The 23,416-nt window shown below is 53.0% G+C and carries 25 protein-coding genes and 1 pseudogene; 21 read left to right on the top strand and 5 right to left on the bottom strand.

The annotated features are described in order from the left end of the window. From AC27IT_RS12145 to AC27IT_RS12125, 5 genes are all read left to right on the top strand, one after another. Nucleotides 1-930 (top strand): nitroreductase family protein (locus AC27IT_RS12145; RefSeq protein ID WP_487091816.1); only part of this gene is annotated, 930 nt, incomplete at its 5' end. Continuing rightward, the gene (locus tag AC27IT_RS12140) at nt 920-1,999 is read left to right on the top strand and encodes a YcaO-like family protein (RefSeq protein ID WP_487091815.1); all 1,080 of its coding nucleotides are present in this window, start codon (nt 920-922) and stop codon (nt 1,997-1,999) included. The genes AC27IT_RS12145 and AC27IT_RS12140, both read left to right, overlap by 11 nt. Nucleotides 2,000-2,011: 12 nt before the next feature. After that, on the top strand, nt 2,012-3,124 hold the full coding sequence (locus AC27IT_RS12135; protein WP_081592037.1) for a YcaO-like family protein: 1,113 nt from the start codon (nt 2,012-2,014) through the stop codon (nt 3,122-3,124). A gap of 81 nt (nt 3,125-3,205) precedes the next feature. After that, nucleotides 3,206-3,964, top strand: a complete 759-nt coding sequence (locus AC27IT_RS12130) for an ABC transporter permease (RefSeq protein ID WP_005829464.1) — start codon at nt 3,206-3,208, stop codon at nt 3,962-3,964. Between the two features lie 27 nt (nt 3,965-3,991). After that, complete coding sequence (locus AC27IT_RS12125; protein WP_025844792.1) at nt 3,992-4,744, top strand: ATP-binding cassette domain-containing protein; 753 nt, start codon at nt 3,992-3,994, stop codon at nt 4,742-4,744. Here the strand turns inward: AC27IT_RS12125 and AC27IT_RS12120 are convergent. Continuing rightward, nucleotides 4,725-5,063: a DUF1254 domain-containing protein gene (locus AC27IT_RS12120; protein WP_025844794.1), complete on the bottom strand. Its 339-nt coding sequence runs from the start codon at nt 5,061-5,063 to the stop codon at nt 4,725-4,727. The two genes, AC27IT_RS12125 and AC27IT_RS12120, sit on opposite strands and share 20 nt — an antisense overlap. A gap of 357 nt (nt 5,064-5,420) precedes the next feature. Between AC27IT_RS12120 and AC27IT_RS12115 the strand changes: the two genes are divergently transcribed. The 6 genes from AC27IT_RS12115 to AC27IT_RS12090 all read left to right on the top strand — a co-directional run bounded on the left by AC27IT_RS12115 (nt 5,421) and on the right by AC27IT_RS12090 (nt 11,306). Further along, nucleotides 5,421-6,311 (top strand): DUF2167 domain-containing protein, encoded by an 891-nt coding sequence (locus AC27IT_RS12115; RefSeq protein ID WP_025844796.1) that lies wholly within the window; start codon nt 5,421-5,423, stop codon nt 6,309-6,311. 194 nt (nt 6,312-6,505) lie between these two features. Beyond that, on the top strand, nt 6,506-7,117 hold the full coding sequence (locus AC27IT_RS12110; protein ID WP_035986577.1) for a DedA family protein: 612 nt from the start codon (nt 6,506-6,508) through the stop codon (nt 7,115-7,117). A 121-nt stretch (nt 7,118-7,238) separates the two neighbouring features. Further along, nucleotides 7,239-7,793: an amine oxidase gene (locus tag AC27IT_RS12105; protein WP_206699295.1), complete on the top strand. Its 555-nt coding sequence runs from the start codon at nt 7,239-7,241 to the stop codon at nt 7,791-7,793. 97 nt (nt 7,794-7,890) lie between these two features. Next, nucleotides 7,891-8,547: an HlyD family secretion protein gene (locus tag AC27IT_RS12100; protein ID WP_025844802.1), complete on the top strand. Its 657-nt coding sequence runs from the start codon at nt 7,891-7,893 to the stop codon at nt 8,545-8,547. Between the two features lie 13 nt (nt 8,548-8,560). Then, complete coding sequence (locus tag AC27IT_RS12095) at nt 8,561-10,120, top strand: DHA2 family efflux MFS transporter permease subunit (RefSeq protein ID WP_025844804.1); 1,560 nt, start codon at nt 8,561-8,563, stop codon at nt 10,118-10,120. Between the two features lie 40 nt (nt 10,121-10,160). Then, nucleotides 10,161-11,306, top strand: a complete 1,146-nt coding sequence (locus AC27IT_RS12090; protein WP_025844806.1) for an HlyD family secretion protein — start codon at nt 10,161-10,163, stop codon at nt 11,304-11,306. Here AC27IT_RS12090 and AC27IT_RS12085 read toward each other — a convergent pair. Next, nucleotides 11,303-12,838: a vWA domain-containing protein gene (locus AC27IT_RS12085; protein WP_025844808.1), complete on the bottom strand. Its 1,536-nt coding sequence runs from the start codon at nt 12,836-12,838 to the stop codon at nt 11,303-11,305. The genes AC27IT_RS12090 and AC27IT_RS12085 overlap by 4 nt on opposite strands. A gap of 142 nt (nt 12,839-12,980) precedes the next feature. Between AC27IT_RS12085 and AC27IT_RS12080 the strand changes: the two genes are divergently transcribed. The 7 genes from AC27IT_RS12080 to AC27IT_RS12050 all read left to right on the top strand — a co-directional run bounded on the left by AC27IT_RS12080 (nt 12,981) and on the right by AC27IT_RS12050 (nt 19,891). Further along, complete coding sequence (locus AC27IT_RS12080) at nt 12,981-14,141, top strand: iron-containing alcohol dehydrogenase (RefSeq protein ID WP_026558032.1); 1,161 nt, start codon at nt 12,981-12,983, stop codon at nt 14,139-14,141. Between the two features lie 138 nt (nt 14,142-14,279). Beyond that, on the top strand, nt 14,280-15,344 hold the full coding sequence (locus tag AC27IT_RS12075; protein ID WP_197187186.1) for an AAA family ATPase: 1,065 nt from the start codon (nt 14,280-14,282) through the stop codon (nt 15,342-15,344). A 3-nt stretch (nt 15,345-15,347) separates the two neighbouring features. Continuing rightward, nucleotides 15,348-17,153 (top strand): vWA domain-containing protein, encoded by a 1,806-nt coding sequence (locus tag AC27IT_RS12070; protein ID WP_005829484.1) that lies wholly within the window; start codon nt 15,348-15,350, stop codon nt 17,151-17,153. Between the two features lie 147 nt (nt 17,154-17,300). Continuing rightward, nucleotides 17,301-18,710 (top strand): sigma-54 interaction domain-containing protein, encoded by a 1,410-nt coding sequence (locus tag AC27IT_RS12065; RefSeq protein ID WP_025844813.1) that lies wholly within the window; start codon nt 17,301-17,303, stop codon nt 18,708-18,710. Between the two features lie 64 nt (nt 18,711-18,774). After that, nucleotides 18,775-19,236 carry an aminotransferase class V-fold PLP-dependent enzyme gene (locus AC27IT_RS12060; protein WP_309479745.1) on the top strand — a complete coding sequence of 154 codons (462 nt, stop codon included), beginning with the start codon at nt 18,775-18,777 and terminating at the stop codon, nt 19,234-19,236. Between the two features lie 91 nt (nt 19,237-19,327). After that, entirely contained in the window at nt 19,328-19,555 is a 228-nt protein-coding gene (locus AC27IT_RS12055; RefSeq protein ID WP_005829489.1) for a hypothetical protein, read from the top strand. A 24-nt stretch (nt 19,556-19,579) separates the two neighbouring features. Next, nucleotides 19,580-19,891 (top strand): hypothetical protein, encoded by a 312-nt coding sequence (locus tag AC27IT_RS12050; protein ID WP_005829490.1) that lies wholly within the window; start codon nt 19,580-19,582, stop codon nt 19,889-19,891. Nucleotides 19,892-19,934: 43 nt separating this feature from the next. Here the strand turns inward: AC27IT_RS12050 and AC27IT_RS12045 are convergent, their stop codons facing one another. After that, complete coding sequence (locus tag AC27IT_RS12045) at nt 19,935-20,588, bottom strand: cupin domain-containing protein (protein WP_025844815.1); 654 nt, start codon at nt 20,586-20,588, stop codon at nt 19,935-19,937. A gap of 204 nt (nt 20,589-20,792) precedes the next feature. Further along, complete coding sequence (locus tag AC27IT_RS12040) at nt 20,793-21,344, bottom strand: hypothetical protein (protein WP_025844817.1); 552 nt, start codon at nt 21,342-21,344, stop codon at nt 20,793-20,795. 118 nt (nt 21,345-21,462) lie between these two features. Here AC27IT_RS12040 and AC27IT_RS12035 point away from each other — a divergent pair, with 118 nt between their 5' ends. Both AC27IT_RS12035 and AC27IT_RS12030 read left to right on the top strand, forming a co-directional pair. Continuing rightward, nucleotides 21,463-22,056: a TetR/AcrR family transcriptional regulator gene (locus AC27IT_RS12035; protein ID WP_005829495.1), complete on the top strand. Its 594-nt coding sequence runs from the start codon at nt 21,463-21,465 to the stop codon at nt 22,054-22,056. Nucleotides 22,057-22,092: 36 nt separating this feature from the next. Next, nucleotides 22,093-22,191, top strand: a pseudogene (locus tag AC27IT_RS12030) (two component transcriptional regulator); the annotation flags it as partial. 166 nt (nt 22,192-22,357) lie between these two features. Here the strand turns inward: AC27IT_RS12030 and AC27IT_RS12025 are convergent. Continuing rightward, nucleotides 22,358-23,023, bottom strand: a complete 666-nt coding sequence (locus AC27IT_RS12025; protein ID WP_174435209.1) for a hypothetical protein — start codon at nt 23,021-23,023, stop codon at nt 22,358-22,360. Between AC27IT_RS12025 and AC27IT_RS12020 the strand changes: the two genes are divergently transcribed. After that, a complete protein-coding gene (locus tag AC27IT_RS12020) occupies nt 22,989-23,414 on the top strand; it encodes a hypothetical protein (protein ID WP_025844824.1) in 426 nt (141 codons plus the stop codon). The genes AC27IT_RS12025 and AC27IT_RS12020 overlap by 35 nt on opposite strands. Nucleotides 23,415-23,416 lie beyond the last annotated feature (2 nt).

Here is a 23,416-nt window from a genome sequence, read left to right as displayed (position 1 = left end):
GGAACATGTCCTGAATTTGTTCCCACTGTTCATCGTTTATTTCGTACCGTCTTTGAATCATGCTCGTTGCTCCATTCGTTTTTCCTAAATCATACCACATTTTCTTTAGTTTTCAGACACGTCCTAGTAGAGCAGAGAAGAAAGAATGATTTTGCGAATCATTTACAAGCAGAAGTTCTCTCTAATAGTTTATTGGATCAAGTTGTTAAGATGCATCAGGAAGGATGCTGGATATCAGAAATAATGTATGAATATGAGGAAGAGCTACTAGAGTGGATGGAATTAGTGGAATTTACAGATATTATACCGGAGTATTACGAAAAATCATTCCAATTTAAAATCGAACAAAAAACTGTTGAACGTACTAGGAGCTGCCGAACATTTAAAGAGAATTGGAACATAAATACGGATGATTTTGGGATCATCCTTCGAGACTCATTCGGCAGATTTTCCAACACTTTAACCAAGAACTATCCTTCTGCTGGAGGCTTGTATCCGGTTTTACCGCTCGTATATGTATTTGACGAAGGTGTCTTAAAAGGGATTTCTGTTAAAGGATGCTATTTGTTTCATTCCTCGAAAAATGAACTGATTTTACTTAAAGAATACGATGAGGAACTTTTAAATTTAGTAATCAATCAAATTAACCCTTCTGACCGAAGTTTATTTTCTAAAATCGCTATTGGCTATGCCATTGATTTAAAAAGAGCTATCACCAAATACAGAAAACGAGGGTACAGATACGCATTAATTGAAATTGGCGCAATGTGTCAGAGTTTCAGGGAGACATTAAGTAGGTTTGACAGTAGCTTAGGTGAATTTTGTTTTGCGGGGTTTAATGACAATGCCTTGACTCATTTATCTGGCTTAAACGCAAGATTAGCGCCAGTAACATTAATTCAGTGGTTTGGTGAAAGAAATGATATTTGATGTGTCGAAAAGAAACTTTGGTTATAAGGACTCACTCTTCAACAATAGACCAGTTTATTTAGCGACTTCAAGAATCGGAACATTCAGGAGGGAAGACGGTGGAATAGGACCAGTAGATTGTGGCGCTATTTCTCAAAGAAAAAGAAAGTCAGTTTTAAAGGCGTTTTCTGAATCAATAGAGCGCAGAGCATTAGTAATTGGAGCTAGAGGGGACGCCATTGAGGGTTTGGCAGAATCGTTTGACATAATGAATAGTAAGGTTGCAAAGATCCCTAGACGATTTACGCAACTATGCAAGGAAGATTCTATCGTTTGTGATACCACGGGTACAGCAGCACACTTTAATAGTAAGTTGGCTCAATCAAATGCAATTAAAGAATTATTAGAGAAAAATTCAACGTTTCTTTTTTGGTATGGGAGACAAGGGAAAAAAATTGATTTATCTCAACACTATTCTATATACGTTAGTCTTTTTCAAGCAGAAGGATATCAAGTACAAGCATACGTAGAAGAGACATTTAAACCATTAAAAGTAGTATTTGTTTTTGCAAAGAATGCAAATCACATTACTCCCTTTACTTTTATGACAGGAGTAGGCGCAAGTATTTCTCTTTCGAATGCTATTCACAAGGGCTTGTCAGAAGCATATTTACTAAAAAACGTTTATGATGACTATTTTTATAGATACCAACTAGAAGGGCTTGAACCGAGTTCGTACACGGCGATTGTCCTAAAAGCCCAAACTGATAGCGAATGTCTAAAACACCTTGAACTGTTCAACAAGCTGGATACTTATCAAGAAGTGGACGAAGATATCACGCTGTCTGAAGCCGAGGTAGAAACTGATCTGATTGTGAAAAATTTACCAGTTTGGGTCAAAGAGTTGCACACTACAGTTTTATATCAAACCGTAAATAAAAATCTAATTATCATTAAAGCATATTCGCCTAATCTCTATAATCATGTTGCACTGAAAACGTATATTGATCTTGATAGAGATGTGAACAGGTATACAGTTAATTTAACTCAGGATACTTTGAATCATATACCAACGTGTCCAATATTATAAAGGAGCTTTTCCATGTATTATGTAACGAATAGTCCCAATCATGGACATGCTTTTGTGGCAAATCGAATATGGATAAACAAAGGAATATTTCAGTGCGGGTATTCCAATTGTTATGTAGATTGTGCAATACACAAAGCTGCCTATGGAAATTCAGTGAAGAATAACACCAGGAAAGCAATGGCTGCTGCAATTGGGGAACACCTTGAAAGGCTAGCGCTTTTTGCCCCAAGGATGAAGGCAATTCAGGAAAATGGTAGCGCCAGCACAGAAGCCTTTAATTTAATAACTGGAGATACAATAAAAATACCTTTGGATTTTGTCATTTTAGAGTATGGCCATCCGGTTTTTAAAGATAAAGATATGCATAGCTCTTTCAGTGATACTTGTGGAGTAGCTTCACATACTTCCAGTGCTTATGCAATAGAAGCAGCATTTTTAGAATTTATCGAAAGACAGTCGCTAATACATACATGGTTAACTAAGAAAGCAGGAAGATTACTATCATTAAAATTATTGGAAAAACAAAGCGTTTACAATATTATACAAATGAGCAAGACATATAAAGGAATTCAGGAGTTTTACTTGGTTGATATTTCAATAACGGATGACGTCCATGTCGTACTAGCTTTAGGTTTTGGAAAAGAGTCTTTCAGTATTGGGGCAGGGGCACATTGGAATCTGTTAGATGCGGTTAATCGAGCCATGAATGAGTATTTTCAATTTATGACTGGTTTTTGGGGAAGGGAGAACGAGGGGGAAAGTATAGACGGCGACTTGTATTATGACTTTTGTAACTCATTAAGCCCAGAGAAATTTCGAGAAGAATACGCATTCTTGACTGATAATAAAAGGCAGCTTGAGGAGAATATTCCCTTAACGAAAACATCTCAAAAAGACACGTTCATTGAAAGAGTTCAAAGAGTGGTAAATGATCTAGATATTTCTGTTTACGCAACGTGTGTTCCTGAAACAATGGAATTCAACACAAAGGTTGTTAAAGTATTCTCACCTGATTGTTATCCGCATATGAATACTGCCTTACTTGATCCACAAGAATATCGCTTCTCCAGAAAATTTGATCGATCTATATATAAAAACCTGAACAAGCTGATACCGTTCCCATAAGAAACACTTACATGGTTTGCTAAAGGATTCATTACGCCTGAAAATGTAAAAAAATCAAAAAGAGAAAGGAAAAGGAACCGAATGCTTAGAAAATCATACGAATTTTTTATCGTATTTATCAAGTCGATGATCGATGAAAAAATTGCGTTAGCCTGGTCGATCCTGTTGCCTCTGTTGTTGTTTTTTTCTATCAATTACAGTTGGTTCCACGCCAAGCCGGATGTTTCGAAAGCTGTTTATTACTACGCCAGTTTTTGGGCCTTCTCTGCAGTGCTGGTAGTGTTTAACGGGATTGGGCTAAGATTAACCGATTTTCGAGAGTTAGGCATCCTGAAAAGCTTTGTCTTCATCTGCGGCTCAAAAGTTCCTATTATCGTGGGACTTTTACTCAGTCAAATTGTTTTTGGGCTGGTTAGTCTCGCTTTGTTTACGGTTGTTATTTCCATCGTCTTTGATTACCCTATTTTTCTTCTGTTTTTCACTGCTACGTGTACCTATTTGGTCGTTTTACTCCCGCTTTTTATGTTGTCTCTCTCGATTGCAAGCTTGTCGGTAAGGGCTTCGTCTGCCTATACGCTTGTCAATATGCTGATTTTTCCGGCGACGTATTTGGCTATCTATCGTGGCGAGTCTACCGATTTTTTTACTACTATCCTTTACTATCTAAATCCGGTTGAATATGTGTTTCGCTTTTCCGTGTTTACCTATGATGCATTGACCAATAACCTTCACCTGAATAGTAACCACCTGTTTCTTTTGGTCATTTCGCTGGTCTACATCGCGATTGGGGTCATTGCATGGTCGAAAATAAAAATCGCTTCAACCGTAAGAAGAACCTAATCTAAAACAGGAAAGAGTGGAGAACAGATGATCGAATTAAAAAATATATCGTTTTCCTACCCGAAGAGTGAAAAGAAAGCGATCAATCAACTGAATATGAAACTGGAGGCAGATAAGGTCAATGTGGTCATTGGCCTGAATGGGGCAGGGAAAACAACGCTTTTTGATTTGCTGACGGGAGTGTTGGCGATTCAGGAAGGCGCGATTGACGGAATCCCTCAAGCGAAAGAAATCGTATATCAAACGCAAAGCTTGTACTTTTCCCCCATTTTGAAAGGCAGGGACATTGCGCGACTTATTTTACATATAGCGGACAGAGCGTTCGATAAAAATCCGGAGATGTGTTTGTCTCTGCTGGATGACCGAGAAAGAGAACTGGTCAGGGAGCTTTGGAATCGGAAGTTTGGGCAAATGTCTGTTGGCGAAAGGAAGTGGCTGCTCGTCACCTTGTTTGCCGAGATCAACAAAAGCTTCTATTTGTTTGATGAGCCTACGAGTGGGGTTGACCCTTCGGCCAGATTAAAAATATTGAACAAGATTGCGGGCATAGCCAAAAAAGCCGGGCACACCGTTATGATGTCGACTCATCAATTGCAGGAGCTGGAATTTATCGATTGCAAAATTTTCATTCTTCATGCGGGGAATGTGAAGTATGCAGGCTCCTACCAAGATTTGCTGACTACGTACAATACCCCTAATCCGGACAGGGCGTTTCAGTACTGTATCGAAAGCGATGACCGCTCCATGGGAAAGCCCATTACTAAATCCATTCAGCTATAGGCAAAAGGTATTGTCGGCGGAAGAGAGACAATGCCTTTTCGCTGTTCAGGCTGAACGCAAACCTGATTTGCTGCTCAACGCTCCAAAGTCTTCGTTTGTTCAATAGCTGGCCAGACTTGCTGCTTGCGGAAGCTGGCGGGATCGTAATCACGGGCGTATGCGGCGGAGGATTTCCTATCCAGTTCGGACCCACGAGCAAGTAGCGTGCTGCCTCTTGCCGGGTTGAGCGGTTGGAGACGTTGCGAAACGTATTCGTGTACACATCCAGCATTTGCACGGTAAAATAGCGGTTTTGCGGATTGGCAGGCTCGGCCAACATAACAGAAACGAAACGAGCAGGGAACGATTTTTCTCGCGGAACGAAGCATGCTTATCCTCCTGTCGGCGAGCGGGCAATCTGGTGAATAGTGCTATTTTTCTTCGCGGGACGGCTGTTTTATACGAGGACAAAAAGCCGTCTTGCGCCTTTGCCCGGGGACAGACAGGAGCGGTCTGCCTGCACGCAATCCGCTCTACAAAAGTTGAGGCGAAAGTAATAAAAAAACAAATCATTAACCATTTATATCCAGGAAATACGATTCATTTTTCCCTGTAATTTCTAAATCATCTTTGTAATAGGAAAATAATCCCGGTAAAATGAGGGGGTTCGTGAAAAAAACAGATTGAGGGGTTTAGCATGAGAAGACAAGCCTGGCTATCATCTTTATTTGCATGCATGTTCGCTTTTGCGGCCGTGCTCCCTGCGAGTGCAGCAGGGAACTACAATATTGTGGAAAGCGGAACGAAGGTCGAGATGGAAGGGAAGTTTTCCTTCACGGTTCCGGAAAACATGATTTTTCTCAACAAAGACGACACGATCAAAATGGAGCAGGAGCATGGGGACATCCCGACCATGAACGAGATCGGGAGCGTCCACCCGATTGAAGATAATCAGAATTGGGCCTTGTTCATCGAATACGAGGACACGGGACACATCAGCGACGACGAGCAAAATGAGATTGATGCCGAAGCGCTGCTGCAAAGTTACAAGGACGGCACAGAAGAGGGAAACAAGCAGCGCAAGCCGGAGGAGCAGTTCCACGTCATCGGCTGGAACGTAAAGCCGTCCTACAATGCCGCCACACACGAGCTGGAATACTCGATGCTGGCCGAGACCGCGCAAAAAGATCAGTTTTTGAACTACAAGCTGCAAGTGTTGACGAGAACGGGCCATGTCTCCTTCATTCTGGTCACCGATGTTCCGTCTCTCGTGCAGGACAAGCAGACGTTGCGGGACAAAATCTTGAAAAACTTCGTGGTCAAGGAAGGGCATCGCTACACCGACTTTAACGCGGAGACGGACAAGGTCGCCGAGTTTGGGCTGACAGGCTTGATTCTCGGCGGACTGGGCGTAGCCGCCGCGAAGAAGCTGGGGCTTTTGGCGTTGATTCTGGCGTTTGCGAAAAAAGGCTGGATTTTGATTGTGGTCGCATTGGGAGCGCTGGGCGGCCTGGTGAAAAAGCTGTTGAACAAAAAGAAAAACGGCCAGCCGCCTGCCGATTCGGACGAGGAAAAGCCGTCCGCCTGATGAGTTGGGCATAGAATAGGAAATATAGAAAGAAGAGACAGCCGAATCCTGCGCAAACGAGCGAGCGGAAACAGGCTGTCTTTTTCTACGGGGAAAAAGCCGAGCCGTGTCGTGCCGCGCCAAGTCGAGCCGAGGAAAAAAAGCCAGAATGACAAGCAGTAGGGGGAGAATACAATGGAAGAGGAAAACGTTTTGTGGAGGTAGCCGTGGAACATCATCTGGACCTTTTTGTGATGAAGTACGGATATGTGGGCGTCTTTTTCTCGCTTGCGCTTGGCGTAATCGGGCTGCCGATTCCCGATGAAGTGCTGATGACGTACACAGGGTACGCGGTATCGCGGGGAATGCTGCTGATGCCGTTTGCTGTGCTGAGCGCTTTTTTTGGCGCGGCGGCAGGCATCACGATCAGCTACGCGATCGCCTGCAAATGGGGACTGCCGCTTCTGCTCAAAGTGGGGCCGTATCTTTACATCACCCCGAAAAAAATCGAGTCGACGCAAAAGCTGTTCGCCAAGTACGGTCCCTTTTTGCTGATCGTCGGCTACTTTTTGCCGGGCGTGCGCCACATCACGGCTTACCTGGCGGGGATGTCTGCGATGAAGTACGGCAAGTTTGCCGCTTTTGCCTACACGGGAGCGCTGCTGTGGAGCCTGACTTTTTTGCTGCTGGGAAAAATGTTGGAGCGGGAGTGGTACAAGGTAGTCGTCTACATCCGGCATTACGGCTTGACGTTTTTGCTGATCGGCTGCGCGGTCGGCATCGCCGCTTATTTGCTGGTGAAGTACAGACAGAGCCTGAAAACATGAGCGGGAGAAAAGTTGGAAAAAAGCTCTTTACAAACCGACGGTCGGTTTGTATTATTAGATCATCAGCAAGCCATCATGATGCTTTTCATCCTACATTTATAAGGAGAGTTGTCCCGTGTTCATGACCTTGTTCTGGATTTTTGTTGACCTGATTCCTTTCTTCGTCGCATTTCAGGTGCAGCCGCCTGCGCTCGGCTTCGCCATCGGGTTTGTGCTCGCGCTGTTGATCTACCTGTTTCAGAAAAAGAAGTTTGGTGAAGTAACGACGATCATTGCGATCAAGGTGTTTTACTTCTTTTGCGGTTTCTGGATTGCCCTCTTGTTCCCTGCGTTTCACCTGTTTGATTTTACCCAACTGTTCATGTACGCCATCCTCGCTGTGGCAGCCACCTGGTCGTTGTGCATCAAAAAGCCGTTTACGCTGCAATATGCAAAAAAAGTGGTGCCCGCCGAGTTTACTTCGCATCCGCTGTTTCTGGCCTCTAACTTTTGGCTGACATTGATTTGGGCAGTCGCGTTCGGGCTGTCGCTCATTTGCTCCGTGCTGTTTGCGCTCGCTGTCATTTCCGGAGATACGGGCGTCATGCTGGTCAACATCTGGAACATCATCGGGCTTGCCGCGACTATTTTTGTCCGTCCCGTTGTGAAGCATTACTTTTTGAAAAAGCGAGGTTAACAAAAGAGGGCAGCACAATGGTGTGTATGCCTGCTATTTTGCTCTACTGAAAACCGACGGTCGGTTTGTGATGGAATCTGAAAGGAAGAAAGCAGACATGGAGAAGAAAAAGCTGAATCCAAAAGCAATCGTGGCCGTCGTTTGTTCGATCGTGGCGGCGGTCGTGGGTTACTACGGCTACCAGAGCTATTTTTACGTCAAGACGGAGGATGCGGTAGTCACTGGAGAGATATACAAGATCGCGTCCAAGCAGGCCGGAAAGCTGACAAACGTGCGCGTGGATGTGGGCAGCCAGGTCGAGCAGGAGCAGATCGTGGCAGAGCAGGAGCAGCTCAACGCCGCCAGCCCCACACAGGTGGAAAGCTTGATGATCCGCTCGCCGATCAGCGGGGTGATTCTGCAAAAAGCCGCCAAGGAAGGCGAAGTGGTGGGCGCAGGCAACACGGTGGCGCTGGTCGTAGACAAACGGCAACTGTACGTGGAGGCGCACGTGGAGGAAGCGGAGGCAGGTTATGTCCAGGTCGGGCAACAAGTGGACATCGAGCTGGATAAGTACCCGGGCCAGCGGTTTCGCGGGACCGTCAACCGGATTGGCGAAGCGACGCAGTCGACGTTTTCTCTGCTGCCCCCGGTGAATGCGAGCGGCAATTTTACGAAGGTGAGCCAGCGCATTGCCGTGAAAATCACGTTTGACGAAGGACCGTACGATTTTCAGCCAGGCTTGAATGCCCATGTGTCCATCCATGTGCGATAAGGATGTGTAGCCGATGAGTCCACAGGAAAATTTTTGGCCGGGCGTTTTTGCGATTGTGCTGGGCACGTTCATGGCGGTGCTGGATACGAGCATCGTCAACGTAGCGATTCCGGAAATGATGAACGTGTTCGGGGCGTCGACGGAAGAAATCCAATGGGTCGTGACCAGCTACACATTGACGATGGCCGCCGTCATTCCGCTGGCAGGCTTTCTCGGCATCCGGTTCGGGATCAAAAAAAGCTACCTCGCCAGCCTGTTTTTGTTCACGCTCGGCTCGCTGTTGTGCGGCCTGGCGGTCAGCAACGCCACGATGATCGCCGCACGGATCATCCAGGCGGCGGGCGGCGGACTGATGATGACGATCGGTCAGTCGATGATCCAGCTTGTCGTGCCGCGGGAAAAAATGGGGCCAGCGATGGGAGTGTTCGGCATCTCGGTTTTCGTCGCTCCCGCTGTCGGGCCGACGCTCAGCGGGTATTTCGTGGAGCAGCTCGACTGGCGTTTCATTTTTACGGTGAACATTCCGTTCGGGATGTTGGCGATGCTTCTGGTCTGGCGTTTTTTGCAGGAAAGCGAAGCGAACCGCAAGCAGCCGTTTTATCTGGCGGGCTTCGTCTGGTCGGCGATTGCGTTGGTCAGCCTGCTGCTCGCCGTCACCAAAGGAGAGGAAAAGGGCTGGGACTCGTTTTACATCGTCTCCTTGTTGATGAGTGCTTTGCTAGGCGGTTGCCTGTTCGTCATGCGCGAGCTGTCGACTGCTCATCCGTTGGTCGATGTCCGCCTGTTTGCCAACCGTCCGTTTACGCTCGGGCTGTTGGTGAACAGTCTGATTATGGTCGGCAATTTCGGCGTGATCTACCTGCTGCCGATCTATTCGGAAAACATGCTCGGCAAAACGGCGATGGAAACCGGGCTGATGATGCTGCCGCAGGCGCTCGCTTCCGGGGTGGTGACGCCGCTGTGCGGCATGCTGGCGACGCGCATCGGCCTGAAACCGCTGATTGTCGGCGGGCTTGTGCTGTGCATCGTGCCCGGCTATTTTCTCAGCCAGGTCGATCTGGACACGAATGTGACGACGATTTATTGGCTGCTCGCCTTGCGCGGGGCCGGGCTGGGCATGTGCCTGATGACGTCCATGCAAATTCCGCTGGTGGCCGTCTCCGACCCATTGCGAGTGCCTGCGGCTTCGGTCATCACGAATATTTCCCGGCAGGTCGCGACCTCAATCGGGATTGCCGGACTGATTTCCTTGTTTTCCCGTAGAGGCGCGGTGCATGCGGCACAGATGAGCGAACAGGTCGCGGCCACCCGGCAGCCTGTGCTGGAGGCGCTGTCCCAGTGGCAGCAAATGTACGCGGCCAAAGGGCTGTCGTGGACGGAGGCGTATGCAGCGGCCAGCGGGCTATTCGGCCAGCTCGTAAAAAAATACGCGGCAGTCGCCGCGCTGCAGGACAGCTTGCTTATGGCCGTGCTCGTGCTGGTGGCGGCGTTTTTGGCCGTGCTGACCGTAAAAGAAAACAAGGCAGCCATGCAAGCAGGCAAGGAGGCGGCAAAGTCCGCAGTACCGGATTAAAGCGATTTTTCCCCATATCATAAATCAGGAGGGTTTCAGCATGAAATGGCGCAAATGGATGGCGGCGTTGGCAGGAAGTACGGCGATTGCTTGCCTGGCAGGCTGCGGCTCGGTGCAGCCCACAGCCTTAACACCTGCAACGCCAGCCTCTGCTCAAGAGGCAGCAGGGGAGGAAGCGGGTACGCACTCGTTCAGCGGGAAAATGATCGGCATCGAGGAAGTCACGATTTATCCCAAGACGGCAGGGCGAGTGGCCGCCGTCTTCCGCGATACGGGCGATCGGGTAGAAGCGGGCACGCCGCTTTTGGCGCTGGAGACGGTCGAGCTGGAAGCGAGCCTGCAAATGGCAAAAGCCGAACTCGCCTCGGCGCAGGCAAAATGGGAGGAAGCGAAGGCAGGAGCGCGGGTGGAAGACTTGCAGTACGCCAAAGCGGGCTGGCAGCAGGCGCAAAGCAAGTACGAGGACGTCAAAAACGGCAAGCGGCCGGAGGAGCTTGCGCAACTGGCAGCGGCGGCGCAATCGGCGAAATCGGTCTACGATGCCGCCAAAGCGAAGCAGGCCCGGGCAAAGACGCTCTACGATCAAGGGGGGCTTTCCAGCCAAAGCCTGGAGGACGCACAGACAGCGTTGGCGCAGGCAGAAGCACAGTACGTCCGTGCCCAGGAAGAGCTGAGGCTGGCCCGGCAAGGAGTGACGCAGCCGACGCTGCAATCGCTCGCAGCCAATGTCGAGCAGATGAAGGCGCTGTACGACAAGACGAAAAACGGCCCGACGAAGGAACAGCTCGCCCAGTATGAGGCGGGTGTCCAAAAGGCGCGGGCCGCTGTCCAAAAAGCCCAGTACCAACTGGACAATGCAACGCTGAAAAGCCCAATCAAAGGCTACATCAGCATGAAAAGTATCCAGCCGGGCGAGCTGGCAAACGCGAGCATGCCTGTCATGAGCGTGGTGAACACAGACCAACTGTATGTCGTGATCGGCGTATCGGAGGCAGAGCTCGCCCGTTTTTCCCTGAACAAGAAAGCCGATGTATTCGTCGAAGCGCTTCAGCGCCACGTTCCGGGCAAGGTAGCGCGGATCAGTCCAAAGGCAGACGCTGGAACGAATACGTACACGGTGAAGATTCTCGTGGACAATCCAAAAGGAGACCTCCGTTCCGGGATGACTGGCGTAGTTTCGCTTTAATGCTTCCGGAGAGCCAGGCTGTTCTCGACGAGCCGGACAAATTCGCGCTGCTCCTCGCCGGAGGCGTTTGCCTTTGCCAGCTCCAGCACATCGTGCAGAGAGCTTCGTTCTGACCAGGGGCTTTCGCGAAGAATCTCGGCAAACTCGGCGACAGAAGCGAGAAATTTCAACTCGGGCGACAATGTCGTCTGCACCTGCACGGGCTGACTGGTTTCTTCTACGCGATTGGTCGCTACGTCGTGGTGGCGGATGCGCACGGTGCCCAGCGGGGCCGTATCCGCCGCCTTTTTTGGCTTGATCTCGTAAAGCGCGGTGACGGTATGACCAGCTCCTACTTCGCCCGCGTCTGTTTTGTCGTTGCGAAAATCTTCATCGCGGACGTCGCGGTTTTCATAGCCGAGCAGGCGATACGAGTCGACCTTGGCCGGATCGAACTCCACCTGGATTTTGACATCGCGGGCGATCGTCTGCAGCTTGCCTGTCAGCGCTTCCGTAAACACCCGTTTGGCCTCGGAAAAGGAATCGATGTAAGCGTAGTTGCCTTCGCCTTTGTCGGCGAGCTGCTCCATCAGCACATCGTTGTAATTGCCCATCCCGAAGCCAAAGGTGCTCAAATAAATCTCTTTGCGGGAAAAGTCCTCGATAGAACGCAAGATTCCTTCCGCGCCCGTCTCGCCCACGTTGGCTACCCCGTCGGAGCAGAGGATGACGCGATTGATCGCTCCGCGTTCAAAGGAGCGGGAGGCCAGCTCATAGCCGAGCAGCAGTCCTTCTTCGGCATTGGTGGAGCCTTCGGGTTTCAGCTCGGCAATCGCGGACAAAATCGCTGGCCGCTGCTTGGCGGAAGTCGGGGGAAGCACGACCCGCCCGTTTGAGCCGTAGACGACGATGCCGACCGTATCGTCTGGCTGGAGCTGGTCGACCAGGACGTTCAAGCTTTTTTTCACCAGTTCCAGGCGGTTTTCCCGCGCCATCGAGCCGGAGACGTCGATGACGAAGACGAGCCGGGCGGGTTTGCGGTCGTCGCTTGCGATTTCCTTGCCTTTGATCCCGATGCGGACGAGCTGGTGACCGGGATGGAAAGGCGATGGCCCGCCGTCTGTGACGATGGAAAACGTGCGGTCTGTGGGAGCCGGATAAGCGACGGGGAAGTAGTTGATAAATTCCTCCACGCGAACAGCGTCCGGCGGCGGCAAGGTGCCTTCGTGGATGTAGCGGCGCATGACGGTGTAGGAGCCGGTGTCTACGTCTGCGGCAAACGTAGAGAGACGGTCTTCTGCGGCGGAGACGAACGGGTTTGCGCCGTAGTTTTGAAAATACATATCATCTGTGCGCGACGGGATTGGAGTTGGGAGCGAAGCATCTTGCATGGTACGGCTGAGCGCGGATGATTCGCTCGCCGCTTGTTGCGGGCTTGCCGCCGTCTGCGGATGGGACCCGTTGTTTTCCGCGGCGCGCTGCCCAGTCGAGCTGCAGCCGATCAAGGCTGCAACCAAAACGGTCATGCCACTTGCCTTTACGATGTTTTTCATCTGTCTATTCCCCCTTTTGCCTATGAGACGTGGAAAAAAAAGGAACGTTACAGTCGCTGCGGCCTTATTGCGCGAATCTTTTTGCGATTTTCTGGCTCGCGGCTCTTTCAGCTAGTATGATGGGGAAAAGGGAGGCGATACGATGAACGCATACAGCTATTATTGCTCTACACGCATCGAAATGGGGACAGGCAAAGCTGGGGAGCTGCCGAAGCTTTTGCACGATCTGCAAAAAGGCACGTCTGTCCTGCTGGTCAGCGATCCGGGGGTCATCAAGGCAGGGCTGGTCGCGCCGATCCAGGAGGCGCTGACGGCAGCCGGTTTTCAAGTGACGCTGTTTGATCGGCTCAGCCAAAATCCGCGCGATACGGAATGTCTGGAAGGGGCAGTCCTGTTTCGCGACACAGCCGCCGACATGGTCGTAGCGATTGGGGGCGGCAGCGCGATGGATACGGGCAAAACGATTGCGCTGTGCGGGCCAAACGGCGGAACGCCCGCCGACTACGCAGACGGGCGACTGGCCTATGAAAACATCGCGCCGATCATCTGCGTCCCGACGACAGCGGGAACTGGCTCGGAAGTGACGCGCTCTGCCGTAATTACGGAGGCTGCCACGCACCGGAAAATGACGCTCAAGCACGCAGCGCTGCGGCCAGTCCTGGCCGTGCTCGACCCGGCTTTGACGTACAGCGTGCCTGCTGCCGTCACCGCTGCTACCGGAGTCGACGCGCTCGTTCACGCCATCGAAGGCTACACGTGCAAGGTGACGAATCCGATCTCGCAAGCGCTCGGGGCCAAAGCGATGCAGACGATTGTGTCCGCTCTGCCCGCAGCCTACGCAGACGGGCAAAACGAAGCGGCCCGGCACGCGATGCTCGAAGGCAGCCTGCTTGCGGGACTGTGCTTTGGCTCTGCGGATGTGGCGGCTGTTCACTGCCTGGCCGAAGCGTTAGGCGGGTTGTACGATACGCCGCATGGAGTGGCAAACTCCGTCTTTTTGCCGCACGTCCTGCGCTTCAATGCTGCGGAAAACAAGCCGATGCACGCGGATCTCGCCCGCTACATGGGCTTTGCCGCAGATGCCGACAGCGAAGAGGTTGCAGTAGACAAGCTGATCGCGGGCATTGCCGAGTGGACAAGCAGCTTGCACATCCCCAAGCTGAAAGACTTGCCCGGCGTGCGCGAAGAAGACTTCCCCCGCATCGTGGAGCTGTCGATGCAAAACGGCTCGACGCCAAGCAACGTCCGCACGATTACGGCGGACGATTACATGAGCATTTTGGTCGAGGCTTATCAGGCGTAGTTTTTTCTTGCCCGCTGTTCAAATATCTTGTAAAATTAGGAAATCTTTGTGGTGTGACGGTCGCTTATAGTCAATGGAAAAAAACGAGGAAAAGAGGTCGATTGCCGCTACGATTACACAAACAAGAGAGGTACTTACATGAATTTAGCTATTAACGTAACGCAACATCAGCTAATGGACGTGCTGCTCAACGTAGCCGTGGCGCGTCCCGTCTTTATTTGGGGAGCGCCGGGGATCGGAAAATCTGCCCTTGTCGAAGCGTTCGCCCAGCAGGTAGGCTTGCCGTGCGTCTCCCTTTTGGGGAGTCAGTTGGCGCCGGAGGATATTATCGGCGTTCCGCAGATCGTGGAGGGAAAAAGCAGGTTTTGCCCGCCGGCGCAAATCGCGCGGGAAGAGCCGTACTGCCTGTTTCTCGACGAGCTGAATGCGTGTTCGCAAGAGGTGCAAAAAGCGTTTTACAGTCTGATTCACGAGCGCCGAATCGGGGATTACCACTTGCCGGAAGGCTCGATTGTGATCGGGGCGGGGAACCGCGCCCAGGACAGCGCGATTGTCAAGCCGATGTCGTCCGCGCTCATCAACCGGATGTTCCATGTGCAGCTTCTCGTCTCCCATGAGCAGTGGCTGAGTTGGGCGTACGCCAACGGGATTCATCCGTACGTGCTGCAATTTTTGCAGGTGCGTCCCGACTATTTGTGGTCGCAGCCGCCCAAGACGGAGGAGCCGTTTTCCACGCCGCGCTCCTGGCATATGCTCTCGGATGCGCTGCACGAATTTGGCGAAGGGCTGACCAGCGAGATCGTCGGGGTGCTCGCCTATGGCTGCCTGACGCCGCAGCATGCCGCACAGTTCAAGGCTTTTCACAAAAACCTTCAGGGCAAGTACCAGCTCAACCGCATTCTGGAGGGCGAGGCGTCGTTCCCGAGTGCGCCGGAGGACCGGGACGTGCTGTATTTCCTCGCCGATTCGTTCCGCGCCCAGATCAAAAAAGAGCTGCCGCCAGACAAAGCTTCCGTGAGCGATGGGCACAAGCGGTTTGCGCATCGGGCCAAGGCTCTGCTCAAAGACTTGTCTGCGATCTCGCTGGAAATGGCGCAGATGGTCGTCGCCCGGCACGAGGACGGGGACGGTTTGCCGGACTGGTTTGTCGTCGAGGTCATTCGCGACTTGCCGCGGCTGGCGATGGACAGAAAGGGCAAGTAGCCGATGGCCAAAGGACAGAGAGGGCAGAGCGACCCGGCGACGCAAAACTACCAGCAGGCAGTGCAGTTTTTGGCGCATCACCCGATGTTTGGGCCGCTTTGCTCCCGTGCCCATTTTTTTCGCGCGGAAAACAACTTGTGCCCGGAGAACGGCTGGGCCGTCGTGACCGCGAGCGGAAGCATTCACGTACACCCCAAGCGCAGGGGAGCGGTGGAGGAATGGATTTACGTTCTCGCACATGCCTTGCTGCACCTAGGGTTTGGGCACTTTGTGGAAAAAGAGCAGCCCGCGCTGTGGAATATCGCCTGCGACTGCTACGTCACCCGCTTTTTGAAGGACATGAAGCTGGGCAAGCCTCCCGCTGAGATGGCGTACGCGTTGGAGCTGGCGGGAAAAAGCGAAGAGGAGCTGTACAAGTGGTTTGTCGAGCACGGCGTGCCCGAGCAGATGAAGCTGTTTGGAACAGGCGGAGAAAGACAGCCGGATATGTTGTTTTCCGACAAATACGTCCGCTACAGCTACAAGCGGGACGTGAACTGGGAACGGCTCCTGGGCATCGGGCTGTCGCAGGCCGTGCAGAGCGCGGTCAGCGTGGCGGGCGGGTATGCGGATGCGCTGGGGAATGAGGAAAGCAAGCTGTCGGACGCGCAAAAGGCGAAGCGCTGGTTCATCAATCACTACCCGCTGCTCGCTTCCCTCGCCAGCCACTTCACGATCATTGAGGATTCGCTCATTTGCCAGCGGCTGCAAATATCGGTGGCCGCCATTGATGTGACCTCGCAGGAGATTTTTATCAACCCGGCGGCAGGGCTGGACGAAGAGGAATGCAAGTTCGTGATGGCCCACGAGCTGCTGCATGCGGGCTTGCGGCACCATGAGCGCTGCCAGGGACGGGACCCGTACTACTGGAACGTGAGCTGCGACTACGTCATCAATCAATGGCTGATGGAGCTTGGCGTCGGGCGCTTTCCGCAGATTGGCGGTCTGTACGATCCCGATTTGAAGGGTTTGTCGGCAGAGGCCATCTACGACCGGATCGTGACCGATATGCGGACGTACCGCAAGCTGTACACGCTCAGAGGAATCGGCATGGGCGATATGTTGGACGGGGACGACCCGCGCTTTTGGGAAAAGGGACCGGGGACGACGCTGGACGACTTTTACCGCAGCGCGATGTCGCAAGGCTTGATCTATCACCAGGAGCGGGGCCGCGGGCTTTTGCCGGCCGGCTTGGTGGAAGAAATTCGCGCTCTCGGCCAGCCGCCGATCCCGTGGGATGTGCAGCTCGCGCGCTGGTTCGACGAGCATTTTCCGCCGCTGGAAAAAAGACGCACGTATGCCCGCGCCAGCCGCAGGCAATCGTCGACGCCGGACATCGCCCGTCCTGCCTGGGCGCATCTGGAGACGGACCAGCTCGCGCGCACGTTCGGCGTCGTCATTGACACGTCCGGCTCGATGGACAGCAAGCTGCTCGGCAAGGCGCTGGGAGCGATTGCGAGCTACAGCGAGGCTCGCGACGTTCCGTATGCGCGGGTTGTGTTCTGCGACGCGCAGGCTTACGATGCCGGCTACCTCTCCCCGGACGATATCGCGGAGCGCGTCAGCGTCAAAGGGCGCGGCGGAACCGTTTTGCAGCCAGGCATCGACCTGTTGGAGAAGGCCGCCGATTTCCCGAAGGACGGCCCGATCCTCGTCATCACGGACGGGGAGTGCGATCGGCTCCGCATCACGCGCAGCCATGCTTTCATGCTGCCAAAAGGAAAACATTTGCCGTTTGTACCGAGAGGCCCGGTTTTTCGGATGGAATAAGCGGAAAATGGAAATGAAAAATACAAGCAGCGCGGCGAAGACAACCTGCACCATGCTTGTTGTCTCACACTTCCACTGGTACGAGCGAACGGTATAAGCTATTCTGTATAATAAATCTGAAAATTAGCAAGAACGGGGAACATAGCCATGACAGAACAGGAGAGCAAAGAGAGAAAACTGCTTTTGCAAGAGGTAGAAGGGCTGCTGTCGCTCATCACTGTGCCGATTCTCGTCGTCGATGCGACGGGGCATGTCATCCACGCCAATCAGGCGGCTGAGCACGTCTGGCAGCGTTCTTTGGCTGTTCTCCTGACGAAAAGCTTGCAGGCGTTCGTCGCTACGTCCAAGCTGCTCGGGTTCGTCAAAAAAGGCAAGCCGCTGCGCGATTTTCCGGTCGAGATCGTGGACGGGAGCGGCAAACGCCTTCCGTGTCTTTGTCGGCTGCACCCGCTGTACATCGACCAAAAGCCGGAGGGCGCGATCTTGCAGTTCACGCGGCAGCAGATGGAGACGGAGCAGGAAAAAAACCGCAAATACGTCACGCGCTATACGTTTGCGGACATTCGCGGGAACAGCGAGGCGATTATCGCCTTGAAAGACTCGGCCAGAAAAATCGCGAAAAGCGACTCGACCGTGCTCATTCGCGGGGAGAGCGGCACCGGAAAGGAAGTGCTCGCCCAGTCGATCCACCAGGCCAGCTCGCGTAGCGACGGGCCGTTTGTCGCGATCAACTGCGCAGCGATACCGGAGGCGTTGCTGGAAAGCGAGCTGTTTGGCTACGAGGAAGGGGCGTTTACGGGGGCGAAAAAAGGCGGCAAGGCAGGGCGGTTCGAGTTGGCCTTGAACGGCACGCTGTTTCTCGATGAGATTGGCGACATGCCGCCGTTTTTGCAAGCCAAATTGCTCCGCGTCCTGCAGGAGCGGCGCATCGAGCGGGTGGGCGGCTCGGAAAGCATCCCGGTCGATGTCCGGCTGATTGCCGCGACGCACAAGGACCTCGACGCGATGATCGTCAGCGGCCAGTTTCGCGAAGATTTGTACTATCGGCTGCACGTCATTCCGCTGTACGTCCCGCCATTGCGCGAGCGCAAAGAAGACTTGTACGACCTGATCCACTACTATTTGAAGCTGTTCGCGGACAAGCTCGGCAAAGAGCCGAAGCTCTTTTCGGCGCAGGCGCTGAAATGCCTGATCGACTACCATTGGCCCGGCAATATACGCGAGCTGGAAAACACGCTGGAGTACATCGTGAATCTGGAGATTGGCGACCTCGTGACGATCAGCAGCCTGCCTGCGATCATTCGCGGAAGCCGGACGAGCGAGGAAGGGCTGGCTACACAGTCGCAGAGCCAGGCAACGCCATCTGCACCGCTTGCTTCTGCCACTCCGGCGCCACAGGCGGCAGAGCTTTCCCTGGAAAAAAACGAGGAACAGCTCATTTTGCAGGCGGTGCAGCGTTTCGGAAAAAGCACCGAGGGCAAGCGCAAGGCCGCCGAGTTTTTGGGCATCAGCGTCGCTACGCTGTACAGACGCTTGCAAAAGCTAAGCCGCAAGTGACGGCCTCACGCAGACGAAAACAGAGGAAAAACGCAACGAGAAGGAGGCCAAAGCCCCAACTTATATCCCGGACAAGCTGGAAACGGGGACGCAAAACCATGAAGGCATTGCAGGAATCGCGCCCGCCATCGACTTTATCGCCTCGCTCGGGACAGGGAGCAATCGCCGCGAGCGGCTCGTTTCCGCTTTTGCCAACCTGGAGCAGTACGAAAACCGTCTGGCTGAGCTGATGCGCAACGAGCTGCGACAAATCGCAGGCGTAACGCTCTATCAGGCAGCCGCTGGCGTGGCGAAAACGCCGACTGTCGCCTTTCGTCTGGACAAGCTCGCGCCGGAAGAAGCATGCCTGCAAATGGCCGAGCAGCACAGCGTCTTTATCGCGAGCGGCGATTTTTACGCCTCCCGCCTGGCGGAGTTGGCCGGAATTGCGCACAGCGGCGGCTGGATTCGCGCCGGAATCGCTCCGTACAACACAGAAGAGGAAATTTGGCGCCTGATAAAAGGCGTGCAGCAGCTCATGCGGTAAGACTGAGACGGCATTTCCCGCCCGCATGCATAAAAAACCCGGACTCTCGCAAACTATAAACAATCATCAGAAGAGGAAGCGGGGAAGGGAAATGCTCCACTATCCAGGCATTTACTATGCGATTTTTGGCCTGATTTTTTTGGTAGGGCTGTTTTTGACCATCCGCTACGCCAAACGCCAGGAGACGAAGGAAGTGGACAACAACATCAGTCAGACGACCGTCAAGCACAAAGTTCTCGGGAATGTGGGGATGCTGTTTTACTTGGGGGCGTTTGCGGTGCTGCTCGCGATATTGCTGATCTCCGTACTCGTATATTAGCGTTGGGGAGGCGAGAGTAACACAATGGACAAAAAAAGGTATTACGTATCTGTTCAGGCAGGGACGATCATGGAAAATCAGGGCGACTCCGGGTACGAGTTCGAGATTGAAGCGACGGATCGCCAGGTTCACGCGCTGAAAAGCTTGTTTGAGGAAAGGACCGAGTATGAGTTTGGCACCTTTTTGCGCGGGCATGTCGTCGCGATTCCTTATCATTTTGACGAGGAAAACGATCAATACGACAACTGCCTGAAGCAAATATACAGCGCCATTTACGAATGCGGAACAGAGGAGACGAAGCAGCATATCCAATCCATGGGCGTACTGAATATGTGAGCGGGCCGGACATCCGGCCGAATCCGGCCGTCTAAAGCGAGGCTCACCCCCTGTCCGGATCGTAGCCGTACCCCGGGTATTTGACGACGGGCCATTTTTGCTTGCGCAAGGCGTCCAGCAACTCCGGGCCTACGTTCAGATTGGAAGCGACCAACTCGTGCGGCGTGAGCGCCATCCACTGGTTGAGCGAGACGTCGACGAAGCGGTCGCTTTTGAACATTTCCAAAAACCAGACTGTCTCGTTTCCCGTATTTTGAATGTAATGCCCTGTCGCAAAGGGCACATAGCCGACATCGCCCGCCCGGTAGTCAAACGTGCGGGCTGTTCCATTTCCGGCAAAAACGGTCATGCGAGCCTGGCCGGAAATGTAGTATTGCCACTCGTCGTTGTTCGGATGCCAGTGCAGCTCGCGCACACCGCCTGGCGTCAGAGCCATGTTCACGCCAGCGAGCGTAGTGGCAACCGGCAGCTCGCGCACGGTGACTTCGCGCGACCAGCCGCCGTGATTCAGCGTCATCGTGGCGTCGGAGAAGGAAAACTTCAAATTCGGCAGCAAGCCTGCATCGGTGACGGGCGGCACGAGCATGTTCGGATTTTGCCGATCCCGCTCGATGTTGCGCGGCCCGAGATCGACCCACCCCGTACCGTCTCCCCGCATCGGCTCCGGGATGCGCTCTCCCTTTTTGTGTGAGGTCATTTCCGACCAACCTCCCTCATCTTTACGACAAGTTTCGTCTGCTTTTGGCGCAGCCACTCACCATGTGTATGGCCGCTGGCTTGGCTTTTATGCAAAAAAGGAACAGCGTCCCTGTGCCGCGCTCACACTGGTTTCGCTGTTCCTGCATCATCGTATTTGTGCCAGCCTGGCTTTGGCTTTGTCTGGACGTCGACGGTTATACCGTCAAGAGCTGGCGCTTTTGCTCCGTCTGGGCCAGACAAAAAAGCTGACGGTAATCAAAAGGTCAATGCCGAGCACAACCGCCCATTGCAGCATCGCCTGCTCCAAAGCCCCGGTCCGCGAGGCATCCCCGACAAAAAAGATCATCGCGAGCAGCAGTCCCGCCCCGATGAGGTAGGCGAAAACGTGCTTGAACCAGCCTTTGGCATACGACCTGGCGTAAGCCATCCCGTACAGCTTCGGCTTTTTCGCCAGTGGCTGTTTTTTCACATAGTACAAAAACTTGTCGTCCGCCCAGCGAATCATGCCTTTGCCAAAAGCGATCGACACGCCGATATAGACAGCAGCCAGCGCATGAGCCATGGTCGCGGTTGCGCCCCGGTACAAGTCCACGCTGGTCACGGCCAGCAAAACAAGGTCGACCAGGGGAGTCAGCGCCAGGATAAAAAGCCCCAGCCGCTCTTTTCCCAAGCCATACCGCACGGCCAACCCCAGAGCAATCACGACCCAAAAACCAATTTCACAGGCAACGATCATCCACGCGATCCAGTTCACGTTTACGCTCTCCTTTTTTAATACAGATGTATTGTAAAAAGATTTTATCATCTGTTTTTATTTAATACAAGTGTATTATTTAATTGCTCGTCCCGTTCGGGCTTGGTAAAATACAGCTATGCCAAAACAAATCGATCATGAAAAACGAAGAGAACAAATAGCCGAAGCGACCTGGCGGGTCATCAGCGAGCGGGGAATGGAGGGAGCGACGGTTCGCAATATCGCGGCAGAGGCAGGGCTGTCGCTAGGGGCGCTGCGGCATTATTTCAGCACACAGGACGAGCTGCTGGCGTATTCGATGAAGCTCGTGAAGGAGAGGGCGACGGCTCGCATCCGCGAGATTATTTCGCTTGATTTGCCGCCGCGAGAGAAGTTTATCAAGACGATTTTGGAACTTGTGCCTACCAATCGGGAAAAGATGGCGGAAATGGAGGTCTGGTTCGCCTTTACCGCCTACTTTCGCCATAAGCCGGGCGGTCTGGATGCGCAGTACGACGGCATTTACCCTGGCCTGCAAAAGCTCATGGACTATGCCGAACAGTCCGGACTGCTGCCTGCAAACACGGACAAGGAGCTGGAGACAGAGCGGCTTTACGCCTTGGTCGACGGGCTTGCGCTGCACGCCTATCTCGAGCCGAAGCGCCTGGACGGGCCGAAGGTAGAGCGCGTGCTGATCCATCACTTGTCGGCGCTGATCGCAGAGAAAGACTGAGCCATGTCAGGTAAACATGACACGGGGAGAACAGACATGAACAAAAACATCCTGATAGTCGAGGACGAACCGATTTTGCGGGAAATCATGAAGGATTACTTCGAAAACGAAGGTTATGCGGTGCTGGAAGCGATCGTCGTCTCCATCCGCGGCGAAGGCAAGATGGCACGAGTCAGCATCGAGAACAAAGGCGCCCGTATTCCCGAGGAGCATCCGGAAAAATACAGAAAAATATAGGGCCACTTTTACCGCGGAGAGCCGTCTCGCCAGCGTTCCACGGGAGGAACCGGCCTCGAGCTGGCTATCTGCAAAAAAATATTGCATGACGTGCCGTTCGGCGTGTGCAATATGGAAGAAGGCGTCGAGCTTTTTTTCCAGCTTCCGAAAAACGAATAGCATTCAAGCGCAGAACACGTTTCTGCGCTTTTTTTTGTCTGGTCGTTTTTATGCATTTTTTACGCCGTGTCGATTCGTTCTGCATCTGATCTTGATCTCGGCCCTGTACGCTCTTTAGGTAGGCAAGGATTGCATTGCGAGTCGTTTCCAAAAAGCGAGGGAGAGAATCGGCGATATCGCGAGGCAGCTCGTCGCCCGCATGGCGACAATCGGGCCATTCGGCGAAGGGGCAGCGCTGTTGGTCAGAGGACTGGCGAAAAAAGTGCTGCTCGCCAAGAACATCGGGCTGTTGTGGTCCGATGTGAAAGCGACGCCGACCGACGAGCTGACGACTTTTCTCGCCTGGCTCGGCATTGTGGCCTTTGCCTTCCAGATTTACTTTGACTTCAGCGGCTACTCGGACATGGCGCGCGGACTGGGGAAAATGTTCGGCTTTGACTTTATGGAAAACTTCCGCTATCCGTACATGTCCAAAAGCATTTCGGAGTTTTGGCGCAGATGGCAGTTCATCATCTTGGAAAAATGGCTGCCTGGGCTTGCTGCAAAAGGCGCATGCCGCTGTCGGCCACATCTACACGCTTGTGGTCGTACTGATCGGCTGGGTATTTTTCGAATGCGCGAGCCTGCCTGTGGCCTGGCAGTTCCTGCGGGCGATGTCCGGTTTTGCGGGACAAGGCTTCATGGACGACCAGGCGCTCTACTACTGGTCGACGAAGGGCGCTTTTTATGCCTACCAGGCGCTGGCAAGGCAAATGGGCCTGGAACCGCAGAACGAGGCAGACTTCCGGCTGGAGGCAGTGTCGGACGCGTTTTCCGGCTCGCTCTATTCCAAAAGCGGCTACAGACTTGTGCAGCCGGACAGCATCGAGCTGGATGTTCCGCGCGCGGCGCAAACGTACAGCGTCGAGTTCGTGGACGAACAGCGGCGTTTTCGCCAAGACCAGGCGCAGCCCGTCTGTTAACG

The organism is Brevibacillus sp. YAE8 (genome assembly GCF_057543335.1).
This window is presented reverse-complemented; position numbering and strand designations above follow the sequence as displayed.

What these genes read in the sequence shown, in the direction of transcription:
- AC27IT_RS12140 (WP_487091815.1), top strand. Translation starts at nt 920, where the DNA reads ATGATATTTGATGTGTCGAAAAGAAACTTTGGTTATAAGGACTCACTC.
- AC27IT_RS12135 (WP_081592037.1), top strand. Translation starts at nt 2,012, where the DNA reads ATGTATTATGTAACGAATAGTCCCAATCATGGACATGCTTTTGTGGCA.
- AC27IT_RS12130 (WP_005829464.1), top strand. Translation starts at nt 3,206, where the DNA reads ATGCTTAGAAAATCATACGAATTTTTTATCGTATTTATCAAGTCGATG.
- AC27IT_RS12125 (WP_025844792.1), top strand. Translation starts at nt 3,992, where the DNA reads ATGATCGAATTAAAAAATATATCGTTTTCCTACCCGAAGAGTGAAAAG.
- AC27IT_RS12120 (WP_025844794.1), bottom strand. Translation starts at nt 5,063, where the DNA reads ATGTTGGCCGAGCCTGCCAATCCGCAAAACCGCTATTTTACCGTGCAA.
- AC27IT_RS12115 (WP_025844796.1), top strand. Translation starts at nt 5,421, where the DNA reads ATGAGAAGACAAGCCTGGCTATCATCTTTATTTGCATGCATGTTCGCT.
- AC27IT_RS12105 (WP_206699295.1), top strand. Translation starts at nt 7,239, where the DNA reads ATGACCTTGTTCTGGATTTTTGTTGACCTGATTCCTTTCTTCGTCGCA.
- AC27IT_RS12100 (WP_025844802.1), top strand. Translation starts at nt 7,891, where the DNA reads ATGGAGAAGAAAAAGCTGAATCCAAAAGCAATCGTGGCCGTCGTTTGT.
- AC27IT_RS12095 (WP_025844804.1), top strand. Translation starts at nt 8,561, where the DNA reads ATGAGTCCACAGGAAAATTTTTGGCCGGGCGTTTTTGCGATTGTGCTG.
- AC27IT_RS12090 (WP_025844806.1), top strand. Translation starts at nt 10,161, where the DNA reads ATGAAATGGCGCAAATGGATGGCGGCGTTGGCAGGAAGTACGGCGATT.
- AC27IT_RS12085 (WP_025844808.1), bottom strand. Translation starts at nt 12,838, where the DNA reads ATGAAAAACATCGTAAAGGCAAGTGGCATGACCGTTTTGGTTGCAGCC.
- AC27IT_RS12080 (WP_026558032.1), top strand. Translation starts at nt 12,981, where the DNA reads ATGAACGCATACAGCTATTATTGCTCTACACGCATCGAAATGGGGACA.
- AC27IT_RS12075 (WP_197187186.1), top strand. Translation starts at nt 14,280, where the DNA reads ATGAATTTAGCTATTAACGTAACGCAACATCAGCTAATGGACGTGCTG.
- AC27IT_RS12070 (WP_005829484.1), top strand. Translation starts at nt 15,348, where the DNA reads ATGGCCAAAGGACAGAGAGGGCAGAGCGACCCGGCGACGCAAAACTAC.
- AC27IT_RS12065 (WP_025844813.1), top strand. Translation starts at nt 17,301, where the DNA reads ATGACAGAACAGGAGAGCAAAGAGAGAAAACTGCTTTTGCAAGAGGTA.
- AC27IT_RS12055 (WP_005829489.1), top strand. Translation starts at nt 19,328, where the DNA reads ATGCTCCACTATCCAGGCATTTACTATGCGATTTTTGGCCTGATTTTT.
- AC27IT_RS12050 (WP_005829490.1), top strand. Translation starts at nt 19,580, where the DNA reads ATGGACAAAAAAAGGTATTACGTATCTGTTCAGGCAGGGACGATCATG.
- AC27IT_RS12045 (WP_025844815.1), bottom strand. Translation starts at nt 20,588, where the DNA reads ATGACCTCACACAAAAAGGGAGAGCGCATCCCGGAGCCGATGCGGGGA.
- AC27IT_RS12035 (WP_005829495.1), top strand. Translation starts at nt 21,463, where the DNA reads ATGCCAAAACAAATCGATCATGAAAAACGAAGAGAACAAATAGCCGAA.
- AC27IT_RS12025 (WP_174435209.1), bottom strand. Translation starts at nt 23,023, where the DNA reads ATGTGGCCGACAGCGGCATGCGCCTTTTGCAGCAAGCCCAGGCAGCCA.